Origin of the sequence: Mesorhizobium sp. CAU 1741, assembly GCF_039839275.1 — a bacterium.
GTDB lineage: Bacteria > Pseudomonadota > Alphaproteobacteria > Rhizobiales > Rhizobiaceae > Aerobium.
In genome coordinates, this window is record NZ_JBDOQP010000003.1 from 422,032 (window position 1) to 441,679 (window position 19,648).

Genomic DNA, 19,648 nt, shown 5'->3' on the forward strand with positions numbered 1-19,648 from the left:
CGAACGCGGAACTGTTGTGCTGAAATGGGCAGGTTGCGGAATCGGAGGTGCACCGGCAACCGCACGCCGCCGGTGGACGATATTCGCGTTGGCCTACTGCTCGACGGTCTCGGCGTCTGGGTCGGCCACCTGGTCGGCAATCGCATCCATGTCGGCAAGTTCGCCTTCCGGCGTCGTCTCCGGCACGCTGAACACCTGCCCGGGCCAGATCATGTCAGGATTGCGGATCTGGTCCTGGTTGGCGAGATAGATCGTCGAATAGCGCACGCCCCTGCCGTAGACGCGGCGCGAGATGCGCCAGAGGGAATCGCCGCGGCGGATGATGACGCCCCGATCGACGCTCTGCAGCGCCGGCGCAGCGGCGGTTTCGGTCTCCGTTGCGGCCTGCTCGGACGGCTGCTGTTCGGGCGTAGCGGCGCTCGGAGCCGGCGCGTCTTGCGCCTGCGGCGTGACCCGAGGCGCAACGGCGGCGATCGCCTCGCCAGGCTCGCGTTCAAACGGCACGGCGGCGCGCGCGACGACCGACCCATCGGCTTCCAGCAGGTCGGCGCGGATCATGTAGCTGCCGACCGGAAGTTCGCGGCGCGCTTCCACGAGGAAGCGGCCGGCCTCCGACACCGCGGATTCGCCAAGCAGAGTCTCGTCGGCATAGACCCGCACCACGCGGCCTGGAATTGCCTGGCCGGCGACATAGATGACACCGCCCTCGATCTCGACGGCTTCGACCACAACGCGATAGCTGATCGCCTCGTCCTGCTGGCTGTCGGCCGTGGATTCCTGCTCTTCTTCGGGCAGGGCCGCGATTTCACGTTCACCGTCTTCAACGGCCCCGTCATCGGACCCGGCATCCTGCCGCGGGGCTGCGTCTGCGGGCTGCTCGACAACGGCCGGCTGATCCGCCGGAGCCGTGGTGCCGGCCGGTGTCTCCGGCTCGTCAGGGGAGGCCTGCTGCTCGGGTGCCGCCTGTTGATCTCTAGAGGCGTCCTCGTCGCGTGACGCCTGCTGGTCCGTGGAAGCGCCCTCGTCGGCTGCCGCCTGCTGATCAGTCGAGGCGTCATCTTCGCGTGACGCCTGCTGATCAGTTGAGGCGTCGTCGTCGGCTGCCGCCTGCTGATCAGGTGCGCCGACGGCATTCTCCTCTTCCGCCGGCGCAGGCTCGTCACCGACTACGTCCGGCTGGCCCTCGGCCGCATCGGTCGAGGGCGCGGTGGCCATCTCTTCCTCTTCGCCCGCAGCTTCATTGTCGGGCTCCGAAGCGGGAGGCGCTTGCGTGGAACGCTGCTCTACGGGTGCCGCCGCCACTTGCTGGTCGTCGCCCTCGGCGCTGTCCGCCGTTGCGTCAGCTTCACCTTCGGCGACAGCATCTTCCGCGGACTCTGGAACGGTAATCAGCTCGGCGGGGGCGCCGGGCGTGTCAACGAGGGCAAGCACCTCACCATCCGGCGTCTCCGGGACCGAGACCACGGCGGTCTCTTCCGACATGATCACGATGTCGCCAGAGATCGAGCGAAGCGAAAGCTGATAGTCGCCAGGTGCGAGCGGATCGTCCAGGACGATGACGAAATCGCCCTCCGGGCCAGCCGTGGCAGTGCCCAGCACCAGATCGCCGTCAAGCACGTCGACCATCGCATCTGCGGCTGCCTTGCCGGCGATCAGAAGCGATCCGTCAGGTTCGACGCGCAAGATGTCGAAGGACGGACGCACGAGGCGATCCTGCTTGTCCATCGTCGCGGCGTCGCCAGGTTCTTCGGCCGGCTCCTCGGAGACGGAGGGCGCATCCTGCGGCTGGTCGGAAGGTGCGGGCTGCGGCTGCGGGCTGACGGGATCCGGCAAAGCGGCAATCGCAGGCGGGTCACGATCGGCAGAGGGCTCGAACAGACCGGTCAAATAGGCCGTGCCCGCCGCCGCCGTTGCACCGCCGGCAACAAACAGAAGAGCCTTTAGCCAACCCACCATGATTCCCGTTCCCTTGCCGCGTTTGACTGCCTCTAGCGTGTTTTACACGCAGCTACAACAAAAAGCCCCAATCGCCTTGACCAGCCTGGTTAACGTGGCCACCAATCATAGCATGAACATGATTCGATCCATCTGTGTTTACTGCGGCTCATCTTCCGGCCGGAGCAGCGTCTATGGCGAGGCCGGATACACTCTGGGCCGATCCATGGCGAAGGCGGGCGTGCGGCTCGTCTATGGCGGCGGCACCAAGGGCATCATGGGTGCCGTGGCGCGCGGTACGATCGAAGGCGGCGGCAAGGTGACGGGCATCATCCCGCGCTTCCTGATGAACAAGGAAGCCACAGAGTCCGCGCTCGGCAAGCTCGACGAGCTCATCGTCACCGACGACATGCATGCGCGCAAGCACACGATGTTTGACCGGTCGGATGCCTTCGTGGCGCTGCCGGGCGGTATCGGCACGCTGGAGGAAATCGTCGAGATCATGACCTGGGCGCAGCTTGGCCAGCATCGCAAGCCGATCGTGTTCGCCAACATCAACGGCTTCTGGGACACGATGCTGAAGTTGCTCGACCACATGCGCGAGGAAGGTTTCGTCCATACCGGACACCTCGTGCAGCCGATCGTGGTCGACAACGCCGATGCCATCGTGCCAGCCGTCCTTGCCGACGCGGCTGCCTCCGGCCTGCCGTCGGAAGGCGACCCGCGGCTTATCGACCGTCTTTAGGCGCGTCGGTGTTCCGGTTGGAGAACATCGACCAGGTATAGAGCGCGAGGGCGATCCAGATCAGCGAAAACGCAATGATGCGGTCGGTGCCGAACGGCTCGCCAAAGACGAACACGGCGATGAGCGCGATCATCGTCGGCGCGATGTACTGCATGATGCCGATGGTCGAGATGCGCAACAGCTTGGCGCCGAAGGCGTAGAGGATCAGCGGAATGGCCGTCACCGGCCCCGACAGCATCAGAAGGCCGATATTGCCGCCCCCATCGGCGAAGAGATGCCCCTGCCCTGTCGTCTCCAGCCAAACGATGTAGGCGAGGCCCGGCACCGAAAGGATGAGCACCTCCAGGAAGAAGCCCTGGCTCGGGCCGACCGGCAGGGTCTTTCGCAAATAGCCATAGGCGGCGAAGGTGATCGCCAGGAACAGCGACACCCACGGCAGGCCGCCGGCTTCGATCGTGAGCACGAGGACGGCGGCTGTCGCGAGCCCGACTGCGATGATCTGGTAGCGGTTGAGCCTTTCTCCAAGAAGAATTGCTCCCAGCAGAACCGTCATCAGCGGGTTTATGTAGTAGCCAAGCGCCGTCTCGACCGTGCGGTCCACCGCGATGGCCCAGACATAGACACCCCAGTTCAGCGAGATGATCGCCGCTGTCAGGGCCGCCATCAGCAGGGTGCGCGGCTGGCGGAACGCGGCCTTGATGTCGCCCGTGCGACCGAGCACGAGAAGCACGACACCGGCGATCGGCACGGACCAGACGATGCGGTGAGCAACCACCTCGGCGGCGGGGATGTAGTCGACCGCCTTCATGTAGAGTGGCAGGAAGCCCCACAGGAAATAGGCGGAGAAGGCGAAAACGAAACCGCGCGTGGCCTGAGACTGCGCCGTTGGCGCGGCGCCGGTCTGGACGTTGGTCTCCTGCATGGTCTCGGCCTGTCGGTTGTTGCAACGGCCTCGTAGCGCGTGATCCGCCACCGGACCAGTGCATATTTCTTATGCATCGATCGATTCGGGTTGAACGTCGCGGCTATTGCGCCGCGACCGCCACGCCCTCGCGGTTCTTCACCAGCTTGTAGATGATCGAGTCCATCAGCGCCTGGAACGAGGCGTCGATGATGTTTTCCGAGACCCCGACCGTCCACCAGCGCGCGCCCGTCGCGTCGTGGGATTCGACCAGCACGCGGGTTATGGCCTCGGTGCCGCCATTGAGAATGCGCACCTTGAAGTCGGTCAGCGTCAAGTCCTCGATCTCGTGCTGGAACTTGCCCAGATCCTTGCGCAAGGCAATGTCGAGTGCGTTGACCGGCCCGTCGCCCTCGGCCACCGACATCTTCTCCTCGCCATCGACGATAAGCTTCACGATGGCCTCGGAGACGGTCTTGATGTTGCCGTTGGCGTCGTAGCGGCGCTCGACCATGCAGCGGAAGGATTCGACCTGGAAGAAGTTCGGCACCGCGCCAAGCGTTCGTCGGGCCAGAAGCTCGAAGCTCGCATCAGCCCCCTCATAGGCATAGCCCTGGGCCTCGCGATCCTTGACGAGGGCGATGAGCGTATCGAGACGTGGGTCGTCCTTGGCAACGGCAACGCCGCGCCGTTTGAGTTCGGCGATGAAGTTGGACTTTCCGCCCTGGTCCGAAACCATCACGCGGCGCGTGTTGCCGACGGTTTCCGGCGGCACGTGCTCGTAGGTCTGCGGTTCCTTCAGCAGCGCGGAGGCGTGGATGCCCGCCTTGGTGGCGAAGGCCGATGCGCCGACATAGGGTGCCTGGCTGTTGGGCGCGCGGTTGAGCAGTTCGTCGAACGCATGCGACAGCCGCGATATCCCGGAAAGAGCCTCCTGCGACAAGCCGGTTTCGAAACGATCGGCGAATGCCGGCTTGAGCATCAGCGTCGGCAGGATGGTGACGAGGTTGGCGTTGCCACACCGTTCGCCGATGCCGTTCAACGTGCCTTGCACCTGGCGCACCCCGGCATCGACCGCAGCGAGAGAATTGGCAACCGCCTGACCCGTATCGTCATGGGCATGAATGCCGAGACTTGCACCGGGAATCCCCGACGCGATGACTTTGCCGACGATGTCGCGCACCTCGGATGGCTGCGTGCCGCCGTTGGTGTCGCACAACACGACCCAGCGCGCGCCCGCATCGTAGGCTGCCCTGGCGCAGGCAAGCGCGTAGTCCGGGTTCGCCTTGAACCCGTCGAAGAAGTGTTCGCAGTCGACCATCGCCTCCTTGCCGGCATTGCGCGCGGCCTCGACCGAAGTCGAGATGGATTCAACGTTCTCCTCGTTGGTGCAGCCGAGTGCGACGCGGACATGATAGTCCCAGCTCTTGGCGACGTAGCACACCGCGTCCGCCTTTGACTGGATCAAGCCGACCACGCCCGGGTCGTTGGACACCGAGACGCCAGCGCGCTTGGCCATGCCGAAGGCGACGAATTTTGCTTTATTAGTGCGCTTTTCCGAAAAGAAGGCCGTGTCCGTCGGATTGGCGCCTGGGTAGCCGCCCTCGACATAGTCGAAGCCGAACGCGTCGAGCAGGTTGGCGATGACGATCTTGTCCTCGACCGAGAAATCGACGCCGGGCGTCTGCTGACCGTCACGCAGCGTGGTATCGAACAGATAGATGCGTTCGCGCGTCATGGCTTGCCTGCAAACTTGTCGGTCGCGTAGATCAGCCGGTCGAGGATACCGGGTTCGGAATAGGCGTGTCCTGCCCCCTCGATCAGGTGGAATTCGGCATCGGGCCATGCCTTCGACAGTTCCCACGCATAGCGCGCCGGGCATGGCATGTCGTAGCGCCCGTGGACGATCAGCCCCGGAATGCCCGCGAGCTTGGTGGCATCGCGTACAAGCTGACCTTCCTCAAGCCAGCCGCCATGCACGAAGAAGTGGTTCTCGATGCGCGCGAAGGCGAGAGCGAAATGGCCCTCGCCGAACCTGTCGGCGGTGTCGGGCTCGGGCAGAAGCGTGATCGTCTGGCCTTCCCACATGCTCCACGCGATCGCCGCCTCGATCTGCGCGGCCTTGTCGTCGCCGGTCAGAATCTTGCGATAGGCGGCCATCATGTCGCCCCGTTCTGCCTCGGGGATCGGCGCGACGAAACGCTCCCACTTGTCGGGAAACATCTCCGAGACCCCGAACTGGTAGTACCAGGCAAGCTCAGCCTTGGTCAGCGTGTAGATGCCGCGCACGACCAGCTCGCTGACACGGTCGGGATGCGTCTGACTGTAGGCGAGCGCCAGCGTGGAGCCCCACGAGCCGCCGAACACCAGCCATCTGTCGACGCCGACCATCTCGCGCAGCCGCTCGATATCGGCGACGAGATGCCATGTGGTGTTGGCTTCCAGCCCGGCATGCGGCGTCGACTTTCCGCAACCGCGCTGATCGAACAGGATGACGTCGTAGCGCGCCGGGTCGAAGAATCGACGATAGGCCGGCGAGATGCCGCCGCCCGGGCCACCGTGGAGGAAGACTGCCGGCTTGGCGCCCTTTGTGCCGACCCGCTCCCAATAGATCGTATGGCCGTCGCCGACGTCGAGAAAGCCGGTCTCGAACGGTTCGATCTCGGTGTAGAGTGTTCGCAAACCGCTCATAGCTGCAGCCCGTGCGCCGGCCAGGCTTGCGTCTCGTGGTCGGGATGCTGAAACGAAATGACGGCTTCCTGCCGCGAATAGAAGGCAGGGTCGTCATAGACACGCGCCTCGAAGATCGTCTCGACCCATGGCAGGCGCGACGCGTGGTTGACCTGGATCTGCGGTGCCAGGTCCGAGCGATCGTCGAACGCGCCGATGGCAAGCTCCAGACCGCCGGGGTGGCGGTAGGTCAGCGGCGTGCCGCACCGCGGGCAGAAGCCGCGGTCGATGTTCACCGACGACTGGAAGTAGGTCGGCTCGTCGCGCGTCCACTCGACACCGCCTTCCGGCGCCGTGACGAGAGCGGAGAAGAACGATCCGAACTGTTTCTGGCACATGCGGCAGTGGCAGATCGACGGTCGCCCGAGCTGGCCATGGATGCGGAACCGCACCGCGCCGCATTGGCATCCGCCGGTCCTGGGGCTTTCGCTCATGATCGTCTCTCCACTGGCCATGTCTCGGTATCGTGGTCTGGATGCTGGAAGCTTTCCAGCTCGGCGAGATAGGGTGCCGCCTCGGTATCGGCATCCGTCGCTTCGCCCGGCAGCGACGGGATTGCATCGGCATAGGGCAGCTTCGCCTCGATGCCCCATTGAATCTCGGGCGCCACCTCCTCGGGATGGTCGAACGCACCGATCGCCAACGCGACGCCGTCGGGCGCCTCGAAAGTCAGGGGTGTGCCGCATTCAGCGCAGAAGCCGCGCTTCACGTGGCTGGACGAATGCCACCGTTTCGGCTCGCCGCGCGTCCATTGCAGCGCACCTTGCGGCGCGGTCGCGAGCGGGGCGTAGAAATTGCCGAACGCCTTCTGGCACATGCGGCAGTGACACACCGAAGCGTTGGTCAACGCACCTTCGATGCGGAAACGCACCGCGCCGCACTGGCATCCGCCGGTGTAGATCGGCTTGTTGTCGAGGCTCATGGCGTTTTCCAACTCATTCCGGCGCGTGGCAGACCGCCTCGACATTGTTCCCGTCGGGGTCGAGCACGAAGGCGCCGTAGTAATTCTCGTGATAGTGCGGGCGCAGTCCCGGCGCGCCATTGTCGCGACCACCTGCCGCCAGTCCGGCCGCATGGAATGCGTCGACCTCCGCCCGCGTCGTCGCCCTGAAGGCGTAGTGGCGGCCCGGCCCGGTCTCGCCGCTCTCATTCAACCAGAAATGCGGCGTCGTGCGCCCATAGCCGCCAACCTTAATGCCGCCGGTGAGATGCTCCGGAACCACGTTGATCATGCTGATGCCCAGCGGTTCGAGCGCCGCATCATAGAACGCCTTGGAGCGGTCCCAGTTGGAAACGGGTATGCCGGTGTGGTCGATCATGGACGGGGCTCCTGTCGGGTGGTGGCTGTGCGGGCGTGATGGTCGGTCGTCAAGCCGGCGGTGATGACGATGTGCTGGCAGACATCGTCGATCTCGCGCAGCACGTCGTCGTTCCAGAAGCGCAGGACGGTCCAGCCGCCGCGTCGAAAGGTTTCCGAACGCTGGGCATCATATCTCGCTCCTGCGTCCTCGGCATGCTGGCTGCCATCGAGTTCGACAATCAGCCGTTTGTCCGGACATGCAAAGTCGACGATGAAGCCCCCGATGGGGAACTGCCGCCTGAACCCCAGCCCCATCAGCCGATGCGCGCGAATCTCATTCCAAAGTTTGAGTTCAGCATCGGTCATCGCTCGACGCATGGACTTCGCGCGTGATCTGTTCTTTGGAGGGAGGGGCGTGTGCGGCACGGTCACTCTCCAGCTTTGAGAAAGGAGTGATCGGAGGACGGTTCTCTACGTTGCCCCCCTCTGGCCTGCCGGCCATCTCCCCCACGAGGGGGGAAATTGGCTGTGTCGATGACGGCATCAATCACCAGCATTGCAGGGTAAGCGGCAACAGACCTGAAGGCTGATCTCCCCCCTCGTGGGGGAGATGTCCGGCAGGACAGAGGGGGGCGCTGTCCCGCCAGCTCTGGTAATGAAAATACCCTCGCCACTTCGCCCCGAGGGCGGAGATTGGATGTGTCGATGATGGCATCAATCGCCAGCCTTACACGATAAGCGACAACAGACCTGAAGGCTGATCTCCCCCCTCGTGGGGGAGATGTCCGGCAGGACAGAGGGGGGCGCTGTCCCGCCAACATCGGTGAAGAAAACGTCCTCACCGCACCACCTCCCACGTCGTCACGCGGTCCCCGGTCTGCGGGTCCTTGCCGTCCTTCAGTTGCACCCCCTGCGCCAGGAGCTCGTCGCGGATGCGGTCGGCCTCGGCCCAGTTCTTGTCGCGGATGAAGGCGAGGCGCGCGTCGATCCGGGCGCGCAGATGGTCTTCCTCCGCATCGCTTACGGGCGCGATCAAAGATTTCACTCTTTGTACTTCACGATCAAATTCAGGAGCTCGACCAAGGTTCTCTGGGACAAATCTGTTGGCCCAATCTTGAAGGGCGATTATGGCTGCTAGTGTCCTTGCGTGCGGACGCAATTGACCGCTCTTCAACAAAGGTCTCAATACAGCCGAATTTACAATATTCTCAATATTTCCGACAGTTTTTCCACTTAATACATCAATTACATTTTTCACAGATTCTGAAGCATCAGAAAAACTACTACGCGGCGCTGAGAAACCTATCTTTTCAATAATTTCTGCTACCGCAAAATGATCACTCTCCCTAGGCTTCTTATTGTTAACCAAGGAATCGAGATAGGAGAACGCCTCAACGGTATTGAGGTCATCGCCGAGCAGCTGAAAGAAGCGCTCGGAGACTTCAATGGATTTGGGGGACGTCGTCCGGTCCGCTGCGAACTGCTTCCACTTCTGGAGCTTGCCTGACGCTTCCTCCAGCTTCCGCACCGAAAAATCGATCGGCTCGCGATAATGCGTCATCAGCATCGCGAGGCGCAGCACCTCGCCGGGCCATTTGCGGCCGCCGAACTTTTCCGTCGACAGCAATTCGTTGATGGTGACGAAGTTGCCTTCCGACTTCGACATCTTGCGGCCTTCGACCTGCAGGAAGCCGTTGTGCATCCAGACATTGGCCATCACGTCCGTGCCGTGGGCGCAGCAGGACTGGGCGAGTTCGTTTTCGTGGTGCGGGAAGATCAGGTCGAGCCCGCCACCGTGAATGTCGAACACCTCGCCCAGATGGTGGCGGCTCATGACCGAGCATTCGATGTGCCAGCCGGGCCGGCCGAAGATGTCGACCCCCTGCCCTTCGAAATGAAAATGCGCCGCCCAACCGGGCTGGTCGGAGGCGCTTTCCTTCCACAGCACGAAATCGCCCGGGTTCTTCTTGTATTCCTTGACCTCGATACGCGCGCCGGCCTGCTGCTCGTCCAGCCTGCGGTTCGAGAGCTTGCCGTAGTCGGGCATCGACGACGTATCGAACAGCACCTCGCGACCTTCAGCGCCGGTGGCGACATAGGCGTTGCCCCTGTCGATCAGTGACTGTGCCATCGCGACCATGCCGCCGATATGCTCGGTCGCGCGCGGCTCGAAGGTGGGTTCAAGGCAACCGAGCGCCTTCACGTCGGCATGGAACTGGCTGGCAGTCTTTTCCGTGACCTTGCGGATCGCCTCGTTGAGGGACAGCGTTCCCGCCGAAATACCGGCGCCGTAATCGCGCAGGGCCCGCGCGTTGATCTTGTCGTCGACGTCGGTGATGTTGCGCGCATAGGTGACGTGCTTCTCGCCGTAGACATGGCGCAGCAGCCGATAGAGCACGTCGAAGACGATGACCGGGCGCGCATTGCCGATATGGGCGAAGTCGTAGACGGTCGGGCCACAGACATACATGCGCACGTTGTGCGGATCGATGGGCGTAAAAGCCTCCTTCGTCCGCGTCAGCGTGTTGTAGAACCGAAGCTGATCCACCGTCTCAGACATGAACTCTCCCTGGCCTGCTGGCCGGGGCGTTTTCTCGTATCTGTCTGATGAGCGAAAACGGCCGGACCAGCGAATGCGCTAGCCGATAATGCAGATGCCGGTAATGGCGAAAGGCGTTTTCATCGCCGCTTTATCGCGCCCGCAGAGGACCGCGTCAAGGCCGATGCGCGTCTGTTGCCGCCGGGCCTTCGTGACCGAAAGGCAACAGCGGGCGGACAAATAAGATTCTATTAAACATGTAACGGAAAGAAGCCGGCGAACTCACTGAAAAGCCCCGCATGCGACACCTTTTCGGCAAATTCGGCCACCATCTCTGAGGGCATGTTCAACACGCGATCCGGTCCGCATGGTTCGGTCCGGACGCACATGGGGAAGACAATGCAACGCACAGCCCATCCCGCCCTTCAGGCCGAATACGAGCGAGCGCGCCGCGAACAATATGCAGCGCTGACCGCGCATTACGGCGAAATCGGCTCGGCGGCGCTGCTTGCCGCATTGGTTTGCGCACAGCAGAAGCGTGACACGGAAGAAGATGCGAGGCCGTCAAAGGCTGCCTAGCAGGCTGACGCCGATCGCGGCCATGACGAGGCCGATGAGCACGTCGAGTACGCGCCACGCCGATGGCCTGGCGAAGACCGGCTGCAGCAGCCTCGCCCCGTAGCCAAGGGCAAAGAACCAGACGAAGGATCCGATGCAGGCGCCAACACCGTAGGCCAGGCGTCCTGCACCCTCGAACTGGGCGGACAACGAGCCGAGCAACACGACCGTGTCAAGATAGACATGCGGGTTGAGGAAGGTGAAGGCGAGGCAGGCTGCGATCGCTGCGCGCAGCGACCCTTCACCCGTGTTGGCCGCAACCATCGCCTGCGGGTTGAGTGCGCGGCGAAACGCGATCACCGCATAGGTAAAGAGAAACGCGGCCCCGCCGATCGTGACGATGGCGATCAGCCTGGGTGAGGTCGCGATCAGGGTGCCGAGGCCGGCGACGCCGGCGGCGATGAGCACCGCATCCGACAAGGCGCAGATGAAACACAACACGAATACGTGCTGGCGCAGCAGGCCCTGACGCAGGATGAACGCGTTCTGCGCGCCGATCGCCACGATCAGCGACAGGCCGAGAAAGAAGCCGGACAAGAATGCTGGAGCATGCGACATCACCATGTCGCTGCCATGCATGGGTCCAGACCGGCTGGCAATGGGCCAGCACGGCGAATGACATGGCCTGATCAGAACAGCGTGAGCTGGTCGTCCGGCTTTTGGGCGTCGTCCGGCTGAGGCTCTTCCTGAAGCACTTCCACGGGCTCCTGGATGTCGGGCCCGGCGTTGGCGACCTTGTTGACCTTGTCGGAGACGGGGATCGTCTCGAAGAAGCCGGGTTCGACCGGCTCCATGATATCGGCGACGTCGCGCGGTTCGTTGCCGACGCAGTCCAGCCAGCGCGCGTAGTGCTCAGGCCGGATGACGACGGGCATGCGGTCATGGATATGCGCGATCTGGCTGTTGGCACCTGTCGTCAGGATAGCGGCGGTGTCGATCTCCGAACCGCCCGGCTCTGCATAGGTCTCCATCAGGCCACCGAAGGCAACCACGCCTTCCCCCGTTGGCCGCACCCAGTAAGGCTGGGCGTTCTTGCGTCCCGTGCGCTTCCACTCATAGAAGCCGGACGCCGGAATGAGTACGCGGCGGTGACGCATGGCGGCGCGAAACGATGCCTTGGTCGCAGCGGTCTCCGAACGCGCGTTGATCAGCAGCGGGAACTGCGACACATCCTTGACCCAGCCCGGAATGAACCCCCAGCGCACCAGCATCGACATGCGATCGGGCTGGTTCGAGCCGGGCTCGCGCGGCATCCCGCCCGCTATGACGAGGATCGGCTGGGTCGGGGCGATATTGTAGCGCGGCGGAAACGCTTCCACCGGAACGCCGAAGATGTCCTCTATCACCGCCGCATTGGGAAGCAGAGCAAACCGGCCACACACGATGTTCAGCGCCTCGACATCAAGCCTTGCGAGGAGACATAGATATCGTAATCGCCCTCGGCATCCCATACCCGCCGTTCGGCGGTGCGCAGATATGCGCGCTTGTCGCTGATGTCACGCTCGATGCGCTGGCGGTCCTCGGGCTTCTGGGCATCGCGCAGCGAGGTCTCGAGCGAATCGAGTTCGCGCTGCAGCGTCTCGCGCGACATGCGCGCATCATGAAGCGCCTTGGCGACGGAATAGGCCGCTTCGAAGCCGGTCGCCAACTCGATCGGGCAGGAATTGGCGTAGTAGCTGCCCTGGCGGCCCTGCTGCAGCCCGTTCTCCGGAGTGCAGTAGAGCCGGATACCCTGCTCCCAGCCCGTCCGCCATTGCGGCTCGTCCACCGGCAGACCGTGTTCACCGCAGGCGCTGCGATGTTCGTTGACATGCGTCTGAGCACGGCCGGCCGCGCCATCCTGCTGACCGAGCTCGAACCAGTTTGCGTTGAGGCACTCTTCCTGGTTCAGCGTGGCGCAGGAGGTGAGCATGACGAGGCCCATGCACGCCGAAGCGAGCGCGCGCAGGAGGGAAAGATGGTTTGACATGATGGCTGCCCCTTGCTCCCTTGCCATATCCGATATCGCGTCGGTGACAGTTCCGATTAGACCGGCTCGCGAAGGTGATGCAAGTCCATGGCGATGAAGGCCGAAAATACAGGCAGTTCGAAATTGGCTCCAATCCGCGCGGTGTCCGCCGCAATCTTCCATGACGACCGCTTCCTGCTCGTGCGGCGCGGCCGCGCGCCGGCGCTCGGCCTCTATGCCTTTCCGGGAGGCAGGGTCGAGCCCGGTGAAACGCTCGAAGAGGCCGTCCGCCGCGAGGTGAGCGAGGAGACCGGGGCCGTGCTTTCGACGGTTTCGCATCTCGTCGACCTCGAACTCCAGTCGGAACAGGGCGACGGCATGATCGAATTTGTCCTCAGCGTCCACCTGGCGCGATTCGACGGTGGAGAGATCGTCGCGGGCGACGATGCTGACGCGGTTGCCTGGCTTTCCGTCGCCGAGATGGAAGAGCTGCCGCTGGCCGGATCGGTGCTGGAAATCGCACGCCGAATCGCCGACGGGGGCCTTCAGGAAACGCCTTGCGGGTGACGCGATCTTCCGCGAAAAGGCTATCCATGCGTACCCTGAAGCGTCTCGTCGTCCCCATACTACTAGCAGCCGGCATACTTGCCTGCATGCCGGCGCGCGCTGCTGAATCGCCGTTCGAGGGTCAGTTGCTGCGGTTGGCCGAAATTCTCGGCTCATTGCACTTCCTGCGCAATCTCTGCGGCGAGGAAGGCCAGGACTGGCGGCTGCGCATGGAGGCCCTGCTGGAGGCGGAGAACCCGGATGAGGACCGCCGGCAACGCCTTGTGGCGAGCTTCAACAACGGCTATCGCGGTTTCGAAGCGACCTACGTCTCCTGTACCCCTTCCGCGCTCGAGGCGATCCGGCGCTACATGCGCGAGGGTGAGGCGCTGACCCGAGATACCGCCTCGCGCTTCGGAAATTAACGCTTCGGGGTTGTCCATAAGATTGTGTTAACTTCCACTCAATTGAGGCGATGCATGCCGCATTTCCCGTGCTAAAAGCCTTAATGGGACATTAAGGGAACCAACGAGCCGGCATCCGCTGGTGATTGGCACGGGTGGAATATATGAATCAGGGTCTCGGCGACATCGATCAGTTGCTGCGTGAAGAAAAGCGCCTTACGGCGGTGGAAAGTTATGAGGAAGCATGGGCAGAAGGCCGCGCCGCCGGTATCGAGCCCGAGATCATGGCGGAGGCCGCCCTGGCGACCGTCCTGGGTGAACTGCTTCGTTCCAACGGCGAGGCCGGAGCGCTGGGGCTGGTGGAACGGATGCGCGATCGCCTCATCTCCGGCGAGTTCGACCCTGAACTGCAGCTCCATTGACCGGACGCGCCGGACGGCGCATTTCCAGCGTCTTTGGTCTCTTCGGATTTCTGGCCCATACTGCCGCCTGAGTCTGCGGAGCAAGACGTGACACACCGGCACCCCCAAGACCTATCCGCCCGATTGGGCATTCTGTGCGCCATCCTGGTTCTCGCCACGGGTCTGCTTTCGGCATCGCCAGCTTTGGCGCTGAGTGAAATCCAGCGCGAAGAGGTCCCCCTACCGCCGCAAGAAGACACTCTCGGCGACGAGATCGAGCGCGAGGACCTGCCGCCACCCGAGATGCGACCGCAGCCGGAGGAAAGCCAATCCGGCCCGGCGGACGAGAAGCCGGACATGAATGTCCCCTTTCCCGATCCGGTCGTCATCCCGAAGACGCCTGCAAAAGAAGAAGGCGCTCCGGTCGATTCGATGCAGGACGACGACATCCCGGTCCCCGAGGTGATCTATGACGTCGAGACGCTGCCAGAACCGGTGCGCAGGATGCGGACGCTGATCATGGAAGCTTGCATGACCGGCGATATCGAGCAGCTTCGACCACTGGTCGGAAGCGGAGACAATGCAACCCAGCTCTCATTCGCAAACATCGGCGACGACCCTATCGAATTCCTGCGGGGGCTGTCGGGCGACGATGAAGGGCAGGAAATTCTCGCCATCCTCTACGAGGTCATGGCGGCTGGCTTCGTGCATCTCGACCAAGGCGCGCCGGGGGAAATGTATGTCTGGCCGTATTTCTTCGCCGTGCCGCTGGAAACACTCGGCAACACGCAGCGCTTCGAGCTCTTCAAGCTGGTCACCGCCGGCGACTACGAGGACATGAAGGCCTTCGGGGCCTACATTTTCTACCGCGTCGGCATCTCGCCGGAGGGTGAGTGGTTGTTCTTCGTAGCTGGTGATTGAGGGCAGTGGGCAGTGGGCAGTGGGCAGTGGGCAGTGGGCAGTGGGCAGTGGGCAGTGGGCAGTGGGCAGTGGGCAGTGGGCAGTGGGCAGTGGGCAGTGGGCAGTGGGAAACATTCCCTAAACTACTCCCGATGCCTACTGCCCATTCCCGATTGCCTGAACTTCGCTATCCCGGCAACGCCTCTGAAAACAGCACCGGCTGCCCCTGCGACGGTGTCGCGATGTCACCTTCCCACATGACACGCTGGCCGCGAATGATCGTGCCGACCGGCCAGCCCGTCACTTCGCGTCCGTCATAAGGTGTCCAACCGGCCTTCGAGCCGACCTTGGCGTTGGAGATGGTTTCGCGGCGCTTCATGTCCACGACGGTGAAATCGGCGTCGTATCCAGCGGCGATGCGGCCCTTTCGCGCGATGCCGAAAAGACGGCCGGGGCCATGGCTCGACAAGTCCACGAAGCGCTCGAGCGACAGCCGGCCGGCGTTAACATGATCCAGCATGATGGGCACGAGCGTCTGCACGCCGGTCATGCCGGACGGCGACGCGGGATAGGGCTTCTGCTTTTCCTCCAGCGTATGCGGCGCGTGGTCGGACCCGAGCACGTCGACGATGCCCTGCGAGATGCCGCGCCAGATGCCGTCGCGATGGTGTGGTGCACGCACAGGCGGGTTCATCTGGATGAGCGTGCCGAGGCTGGCATAGTCTTCGGCGGTAAGCGTCAGGTGGTGTGGCGTCGCCTCGCAGGACGCCACGTCCTTGTGCTGCTGCAGGAAGTCGATCTCTTCCGCCGTGGAGATATGCAGCACGTGGATGCGCGCACGCGCCATGCGCGCGATCCGAACCAGCCGCTCGGTGCACTGCATGGCGGCGATTTCGTCGCGCCAGACCGGATGTGACGAAGGATCGTTCTCGATGCGCTCGCCGAGGCGGTCGCGCAGGCGGAACTCGTCTTCGGAATGGAACGCGGCGCGGCGGCGCGTGCGGCGGAGAATTTCGTAGACGCCCTCGTCGTCTTCGACCAGCAGATCGCCGGTCGAGGAACCCATGAACACCTTGATACCGGCCGCGCCTGGCAGACGCTCGAGCGCACCGACATGCTGGGCATTCTCACGCGTGCCGCCGACCCAGAATGCGAAGTCGCAGTGCATGCGCCCAGTCGCGCGAGAAACCTTGTCGGCGAGTGCTGCCTCGCTGGTGGTCAGCGGATTGGTGTTCGGCATCTCGAAGACGGCGGTAACGCCCCCCAGCACCGCCGAGCGCGAGCCGCTTTCCAGATCTTCCTTGTGCTCCAGCCCCGGTTCGCGAAAATGAACCTGGCTGTCGATGACGCCCGGCAGGATGTGGAGGCCGCCGCAGTCGACCGTTTCACCGGCGTCGAACCGGGAAAGATCGCCCAGCATGGCAATCCTGCCGCCGGCGACACCGACGTCGCGTACGCCCGCGCCATCATGGTTGACCACCGTGCCACCTTTGAGAATGAGGTCGAAACTGCGTGTCATGATGCTATCTCCGACTTTGCCCGGGGGCTTGCCCGCGCCGTTGCCGGGGCTTACGTAATGGCCACGTCAAAAGCAAGTTCAGGCGCGATTCCATGCCAACAGTCCAGCTTTCCGACCGGACGCTCCTCAGGATCGAGGGTCCGGATGCCGAGCATTTCCTTCAGAACATACTCACCACCGATCTCGACGCGCTCGGGACCGGCGAGGCGAAACCGGGCGCGCTGCTTTCGCCGCAAGGCAAGATACTGTTCGACTTCCTGATTGCGCGCGACGGCGACAACGCCTTTCTGCTCGACTGCCGTCGAGAGCTGGCGGACGACTTCCTGCGCAGGCTGATGCTGTACCGGCTTCGAGCCAAGGCGGATATTTCCAAGCAGGATCAGTTGCTTGTGCATGCCTTCTGGGACATCGATTCCGGTGGCTCGCAAAATGATTCATCCAGCGGATCCCTGCGCTACCGTGACACGCGCTTCCCGGCGTCGCTCGGCGTCACGCGGCTTTATGGCGACGGCGTCGCCACCGATGCCGATCAGGACGCCTGGAGCAGGCTGAAAATCCAGCACGGCGTCGCTGAAAGCGGCAGCGACTACGAAGCCGGCGATGCCTTTCCGCACGACGTCCTGCTCGACCAGAGCGATGGCGTGGGATTCCGAAAGGGATGCTATGTCGGACAGGAGGTGGTGTCGCGCATGCAGCATCGCGGCACGGCGCGGCGGCGAGTGATGATCGTGACGAGCGAGCAGGACCTGCCGCGTGGTACCAGCGAGGTGCGCGCAAACGAAAAGACGATCGGCGCGCTCGGCAGTGCCAACGGAGCCGACGGGCTCGCGATCATGCGCATCGACAAGGTTCGCGATGCGATCGATGGCGGGCATGCGATCACCATCGGCGGCGTACCGGTGACGCTCTCCATCCCCTCCTGGGCGCGATACACGCTGCCGCAGACGGACGCTGGCGCGGACGACGCGTGATGGCGGATGTTGCGTCTCCCGCGCCACGGGCCTGGCAACGCATGCTGTCCGGCCGCCGGCTGGACCTTCTGGACCCCTCGCCGCTTGACGTGGAGATTTCCGACATCGCCCATGGCCTTGCCCGCGTGGCGCGCTGGAACGGCCAGACACGCGGCGAGCACGCCTTTTCGGTGGCACAGCATTCGCTCGTGGTCGAAGCAGCGTTCATTGCCGCCGCGCCGGACTGCACGCCCGATGAGCGCCTTGCCGCCCTGCTGCATGATGCGCCGGAATATGTCATTGGCGACATGATATCGCCCTTCAAGTCGGTCGTCGGCGGCGGCTACAAGGACGTCGAGAAGCGGCTTCAGCGCGCCATTCACCTTCGATTTTCGCTGCCGCCCGATCTACCCGCGCGGCTGCACAAGGCGATCAAGAAGGCAGACCAGGTCGCGGCATGGTTCGAGGCAACCCAGCTTGCGGGGTTTTCCGAGGCAGAGGCGAAACGATTCTTCGGCCGGCCCAGGGGACTCAACGTCGACGCCTTGCCGCTCGAACCCAAGCCGGCGAGTGTCATCCAGGCGGAATTCGTTTTGCGGTTCAATGCCATAGAGGAAGCGCGCGGGCGCGATTGGTGAAAAGCCGATTTTTCTGGCAACCTTGTGCCCGTACACGCATTCCACCCAAACTTTTGCCTGAAACCAGCCTGGGGATTTATGGACGAAATACAGCTCAGAACCGCCGACATGCTGGATGCCGGTCAAGCAGCCCTCGTGCAGCTCAGCCAGCTCGCCGTCGCCTACTCGTTTTCGATCCTTGGCGCATTCATCCTGCTCATCGTCGGTTACGTGATTGCCGGTATTCTCGAGCGCTCGGTCTATGCGGGACTTGGGCAGTTTCGCGGTTTTGACGAGACGCTGCGGAAATTCTTCTCGAAGACGGCGCGATACGCATTGCTGATCCTCGTCGGCGTCACTGTCCTGGCGCAGTTCGGAGTCCAGACAGCCAGCATCATCGCCGCACTCGGCGCGATCGGACTGGCGATCGGCCTCGCTCTGCAGGGAACGCTGCAGAACATCGCGGCCGGCATCATGCTACTGGCGCTGCGACCGTTCCGGGTGGGCGAATATATCGATGCGGGATCCGTGGCCGGGACGATCGAGGAAATCGGCTTGTTCGCCACCGAACTCAAGACCTTCGACGGTGTGTATGTGCTGGCGCCCAACAGCGAGCTCTGGAACACGCCGGTTACCAACTATTCGCGCAACCCGACGCGACGGTCCGATATCCTGGTTGGCATCGGTTACAATGACGACATCGGCAAGGCGCTTTCGATCATGCGGGACATGATGGCGAACGACAGCCGCGTGCTGAAGGCGCCGGAGCCGATGGCCTTCGTGGCCGCTCTGGCGGATAGCTCGGTCAACGTCAACATGCGCTATTGGACCAGCGCCGGAGATTTCTGGCAGACGCAGTTCGATTTCACGCGCGCGGTAAAGACCGCGTTCGAGGAGAATGGCATCAGCATCCCGTTCCCCCAACGCGAAGTGCGTTATGTCGGCGCGCCGACGGCCGGGGATACGGGCGTCGAGGCCTGAAGATCACTCCGCCGATCCGGCGACGCCACGATCGGCCTTCACGCATCGTTTATTGCTTTTCGGCCAATCGTCGACACCGGTCGGTCCGACCATGCTAGGATGGATGGATGTTTACCCATCTGCTCCTCTTGTCGTGCGTCACGGCACTCGTTGCATTTTCGGGGGCGGCTCACGCCGCCTGCCCCGACCGGATCATCATTCAACGCGGCGACACGCTCAGTTCCATCGCGCGGGCGTGCGGGGTGAACGTGCCGGCGCTGCGCGGGCACAATCCTGGCCTGATCCCTGATGCGATGCAGCCGGGCACGACCGTGCGCGTCCCGCGGCCCGCACTCCCGACGCCGCTTGAACGAATAGGCCGTCCCTCGATTCAGGTCATGCCCTCCCGGGTGCCAAGCCCGAGCGTTCCGTCGGGCTCCACGGTTATCCTGGCGCCGCCGCCACGGCCCGTGCCGCAGCAACACATCCTGCGCGGCTTTGGCGACAAGCCGGGCCAGATACCGCTGCCGCCGGGCCATTCCTCGCCGTTTCCCTGAGGCTCGAAAGCTTCAACGAAATTGAACGGTACATCGCTTCTATTCATTTCCCTGAAGCGCGGCGCTGCGCTACGTAAG

23 protein-coding genes are annotated in these 19,648 nt (G+C 63.4%); 10 read left to right on the forward strand and 13 right to left on the reverse strand.

What is annotated here, in order from left to right:
• Nucleotides 1-93 precede the first annotated feature (93 nt).
• A complete protein-coding gene (locus AAFN84_RS15725; RefSeq protein WP_347515542.1) occupies nt 94-1,956 on the reverse strand; it encodes a LysM peptidoglycan-binding domain-containing protein in 1,863 nt (620 codons plus the stop codon).
• Nucleotides 1,957-2,068: 112 nt separating this feature from the next.
• Between AAFN84_RS15725 and AAFN84_RS15730 the strand changes: the two genes are divergently transcribed.
• Nucleotides 2,069-2,680: a TIGR00730 family Rossman fold protein gene (locus AAFN84_RS15730; RefSeq protein ID WP_347515543.1), complete on the forward strand. Its 612-nt coding sequence runs from the start codon at nt 2,069-2,071 to the stop codon at nt 2,678-2,680.
• Here the strand turns inward: AAFN84_RS15730 and rarD are convergent.
• The 8 genes from rarD to cysS all read right to left on the reverse strand — a co-directional run bounded on the left by rarD (nt 2,664) and on the right by cysS (nt 10,171).
• Nucleotides 2,664-3,602 carry an EamA family transporter RarD gene (gene rarD, locus AAFN84_RS15735; RefSeq protein ID WP_347515544.1) on the reverse strand — a complete coding sequence of 313 codons (939 nt, stop codon included), beginning with the start codon at nt 3,600-3,602 and terminating at the stop codon, nt 2,664-2,666. The two genes, AAFN84_RS15730 and rarD, sit on opposite strands and share 17 nt — an antisense overlap.
• Before the next feature lie 103 nt (nt 3,603-3,705).
• Entirely contained in the window at nt 3,706-5,319 is a 1,614-nt protein-coding gene (cimA, locus tag AAFN84_RS15740; protein ID WP_347515545.1) for a citramalate synthase, read from the reverse strand.
• Complete coding sequence (pip, locus tag AAFN84_RS15745; protein WP_347515546.1) at nt 5,316-6,272, reverse strand: prolyl aminopeptidase; 957 nt, start codon at nt 6,270-6,272, stop codon at nt 5,316-5,318. Before pip ends, cimA begins: the two co-directional genes overlap by 4 nt.
• The gene (locus tag AAFN84_RS15750) at nt 6,269-6,745 is read right to left on the reverse strand and encodes a GFA family protein (protein ID WP_347515547.1); all 477 of its coding nucleotides are present in this window, start codon (nt 6,743-6,745) and stop codon (nt 6,269-6,271) included. Before AAFN84_RS15750 ends, pip begins: the two co-directional genes overlap by 4 nt.
• Nucleotides 6,742-7,233, reverse strand: coding sequence for a GFA family protein (locus tag AAFN84_RS15755; RefSeq protein WP_347515548.1), 492 nt, complete (start codon nt 7,231-7,233; stop codon nt 6,742-6,744). Before AAFN84_RS15755 ends, AAFN84_RS15750 begins: the two co-directional genes overlap by 4 nt.
• A 13-nt stretch (nt 7,234-7,246) precedes the next feature.
• Complete coding sequence (locus AAFN84_RS15760; RefSeq protein ID WP_347515549.1) at nt 7,247-7,630, reverse strand: VOC family protein; 384 nt, start codon at nt 7,628-7,630, stop codon at nt 7,247-7,249.
• Nucleotides 7,627-8,037 (reverse strand): endonuclease domain-containing protein, encoded by a 411-nt coding sequence (locus AAFN84_RS15765; protein ID WP_347515550.1) that lies wholly within the window; start codon nt 8,035-8,037, stop codon nt 7,627-7,629. The genes AAFN84_RS15760 and AAFN84_RS15765 overlap by 4 nt, the downstream gene beginning before the upstream one ends.
• A gap of 412 nt (nt 8,038-8,449) precedes the next feature.
• Nucleotides 8,450-10,171 carry a cysteine--tRNA ligase gene (gene cysS / locus AAFN84_RS15770; protein WP_347515551.1) on the reverse strand — a complete coding sequence of 574 codons (1,722 nt, stop codon included), beginning with the start codon at nt 10,169-10,171 and terminating at the stop codon, nt 8,450-8,452.
• Nucleotides 10,172-10,549: 378 nt separating this feature from the next.
• On the opposite strand from cysS, the gene AAFN84_RS15775 reads away from it, so the two are divergent.
• Nucleotides 10,550-10,729 (forward strand): transcriptional regulator, encoded by a 180-nt coding sequence (locus AAFN84_RS15775; RefSeq protein ID WP_347515552.1) that lies wholly within the window; start codon nt 10,550-10,552, stop codon nt 10,727-10,729.
• On the opposite strand, the gene AAFN84_RS15780 is transcribed toward AAFN84_RS15775, so the two are convergent.
• The 3 genes from AAFN84_RS15780 to AAFN84_RS15790 all read right to left on the reverse strand — a co-directional run bounded on the left by AAFN84_RS15780 (nt 10,715) and on the right by AAFN84_RS15790 (nt 12,737).
• Nucleotides 10,715-11,332, reverse strand: a complete 618-nt coding sequence (locus tag AAFN84_RS15780; RefSeq protein ID WP_347515724.1) for a LysE/ArgO family amino acid transporter — start codon at nt 11,330-11,332, stop codon at nt 10,715-10,717. The two genes, AAFN84_RS15775 and AAFN84_RS15780, sit on opposite strands and share 15 nt — an antisense overlap.
• Before the next feature lie 65 nt (nt 11,333-11,397).
• Nucleotides 11,398-12,150, reverse strand: a complete 753-nt coding sequence (locus AAFN84_RS15785) for an SOS response-associated peptidase (protein ID WP_347515553.1) — start codon at nt 12,148-12,150, stop codon at nt 11,398-11,400.
• Between the two features lie 5 nt (nt 12,151-12,155).
• Nucleotides 12,156-12,737, reverse strand: a complete 582-nt coding sequence (locus AAFN84_RS15790; protein WP_347515554.1) for a DUF2799 domain-containing protein — start codon at nt 12,735-12,737, stop codon at nt 12,156-12,158.
• Nucleotides 12,738-12,860: 123 nt separating this feature from the next.
• Between AAFN84_RS15790 and AAFN84_RS15795 the strand changes: the two genes are divergently transcribed.
• From AAFN84_RS15795 to AAFN84_RS15810, 4 genes are all read left to right on the forward strand, one after another.
• Nucleotides 12,861-13,283, forward strand: a complete 423-nt coding sequence (locus AAFN84_RS15795) for an NUDIX hydrolase (RefSeq protein ID WP_347515555.1) — start codon at nt 12,861-12,863, stop codon at nt 13,281-13,283.
• A gap of 26 nt (nt 13,284-13,309) precedes the next feature.
• Nucleotides 13,310-13,687, forward strand: a complete 378-nt coding sequence (locus AAFN84_RS15800) for a TIGR02301 family protein (protein ID WP_347515557.1) — start codon at nt 13,310-13,312, stop codon at nt 13,685-13,687.
• A 143-nt stretch (nt 13,688-13,830) separates the two neighbouring features.
• Nucleotides 13,831-14,088 carry a hypothetical protein gene (locus tag AAFN84_RS15805; protein WP_347515558.1) on the forward strand — a complete coding sequence of 86 codons (258 nt, stop codon included), beginning with the start codon at nt 13,831-13,833 and terminating at the stop codon, nt 14,086-14,088.
• Between the two features lie 87 nt (nt 14,089-14,175).
• Nucleotides 14,176-14,988: a hypothetical protein gene (locus AAFN84_RS15810; protein WP_347515559.1), complete on the forward strand. Its 813-nt coding sequence runs from the start codon at nt 14,176-14,178 to the stop codon at nt 14,986-14,988.
• Between the two features lie 166 nt (nt 14,989-15,154).
• Here the strand turns inward: AAFN84_RS15810 and AAFN84_RS15815 are convergent, their stop codons facing one another.
• Nucleotides 15,155-16,486 carry a dihydroorotase gene (locus AAFN84_RS15815; protein WP_347515560.1) on the reverse strand — a complete coding sequence of 444 codons (1,332 nt, stop codon included), beginning with the start codon at nt 16,484-16,486 and terminating at the stop codon, nt 15,155-15,157.
• Nucleotides 16,487-16,578: 92 nt separating this feature from the next.
• On the opposite strand from AAFN84_RS15815, the gene AAFN84_RS15820 reads away from it, so the two are divergent.
• The 4 genes from AAFN84_RS15820 (at nt 16,579) to AAFN84_RS15835 (ending at nt 19,570) form a co-directional block, all read left to right on the forward strand.
• Complete coding sequence (locus tag AAFN84_RS15820) at nt 16,579-17,457, forward strand: folate-binding protein (RefSeq protein WP_347515561.1); 879 nt, start codon at nt 16,579-16,581, stop codon at nt 17,455-17,457.
• The gene (locus AAFN84_RS15825) at nt 17,457-18,074 is read left to right on the forward strand and encodes an HD family hydrolase (protein WP_347515562.1); all 618 of its coding nucleotides are present in this window, start codon (nt 17,457-17,459) and stop codon (nt 18,072-18,074) included. Before AAFN84_RS15820 ends, AAFN84_RS15825 begins: the two co-directional genes overlap by 1 nt.
• Before the next feature lie 78 nt (nt 18,075-18,152).
• On the forward strand, nt 18,153-19,034 hold the full coding sequence (locus AAFN84_RS15830; RefSeq protein WP_347515563.1) for a mechanosensitive ion channel domain-containing protein: 882 nt from the start codon (nt 18,153-18,155) through the stop codon (nt 19,032-19,034).
• A gap of 107 nt (nt 19,035-19,141) precedes the next feature.
• On the forward strand, nt 19,142-19,570 hold the full coding sequence (locus AAFN84_RS15835; protein ID WP_347515564.1) for a LysM domain-containing protein: 429 nt from the start codon (nt 19,142-19,144) through the stop codon (nt 19,568-19,570).
• Nucleotides 19,571-19,648 lie beyond the last annotated feature (78 nt).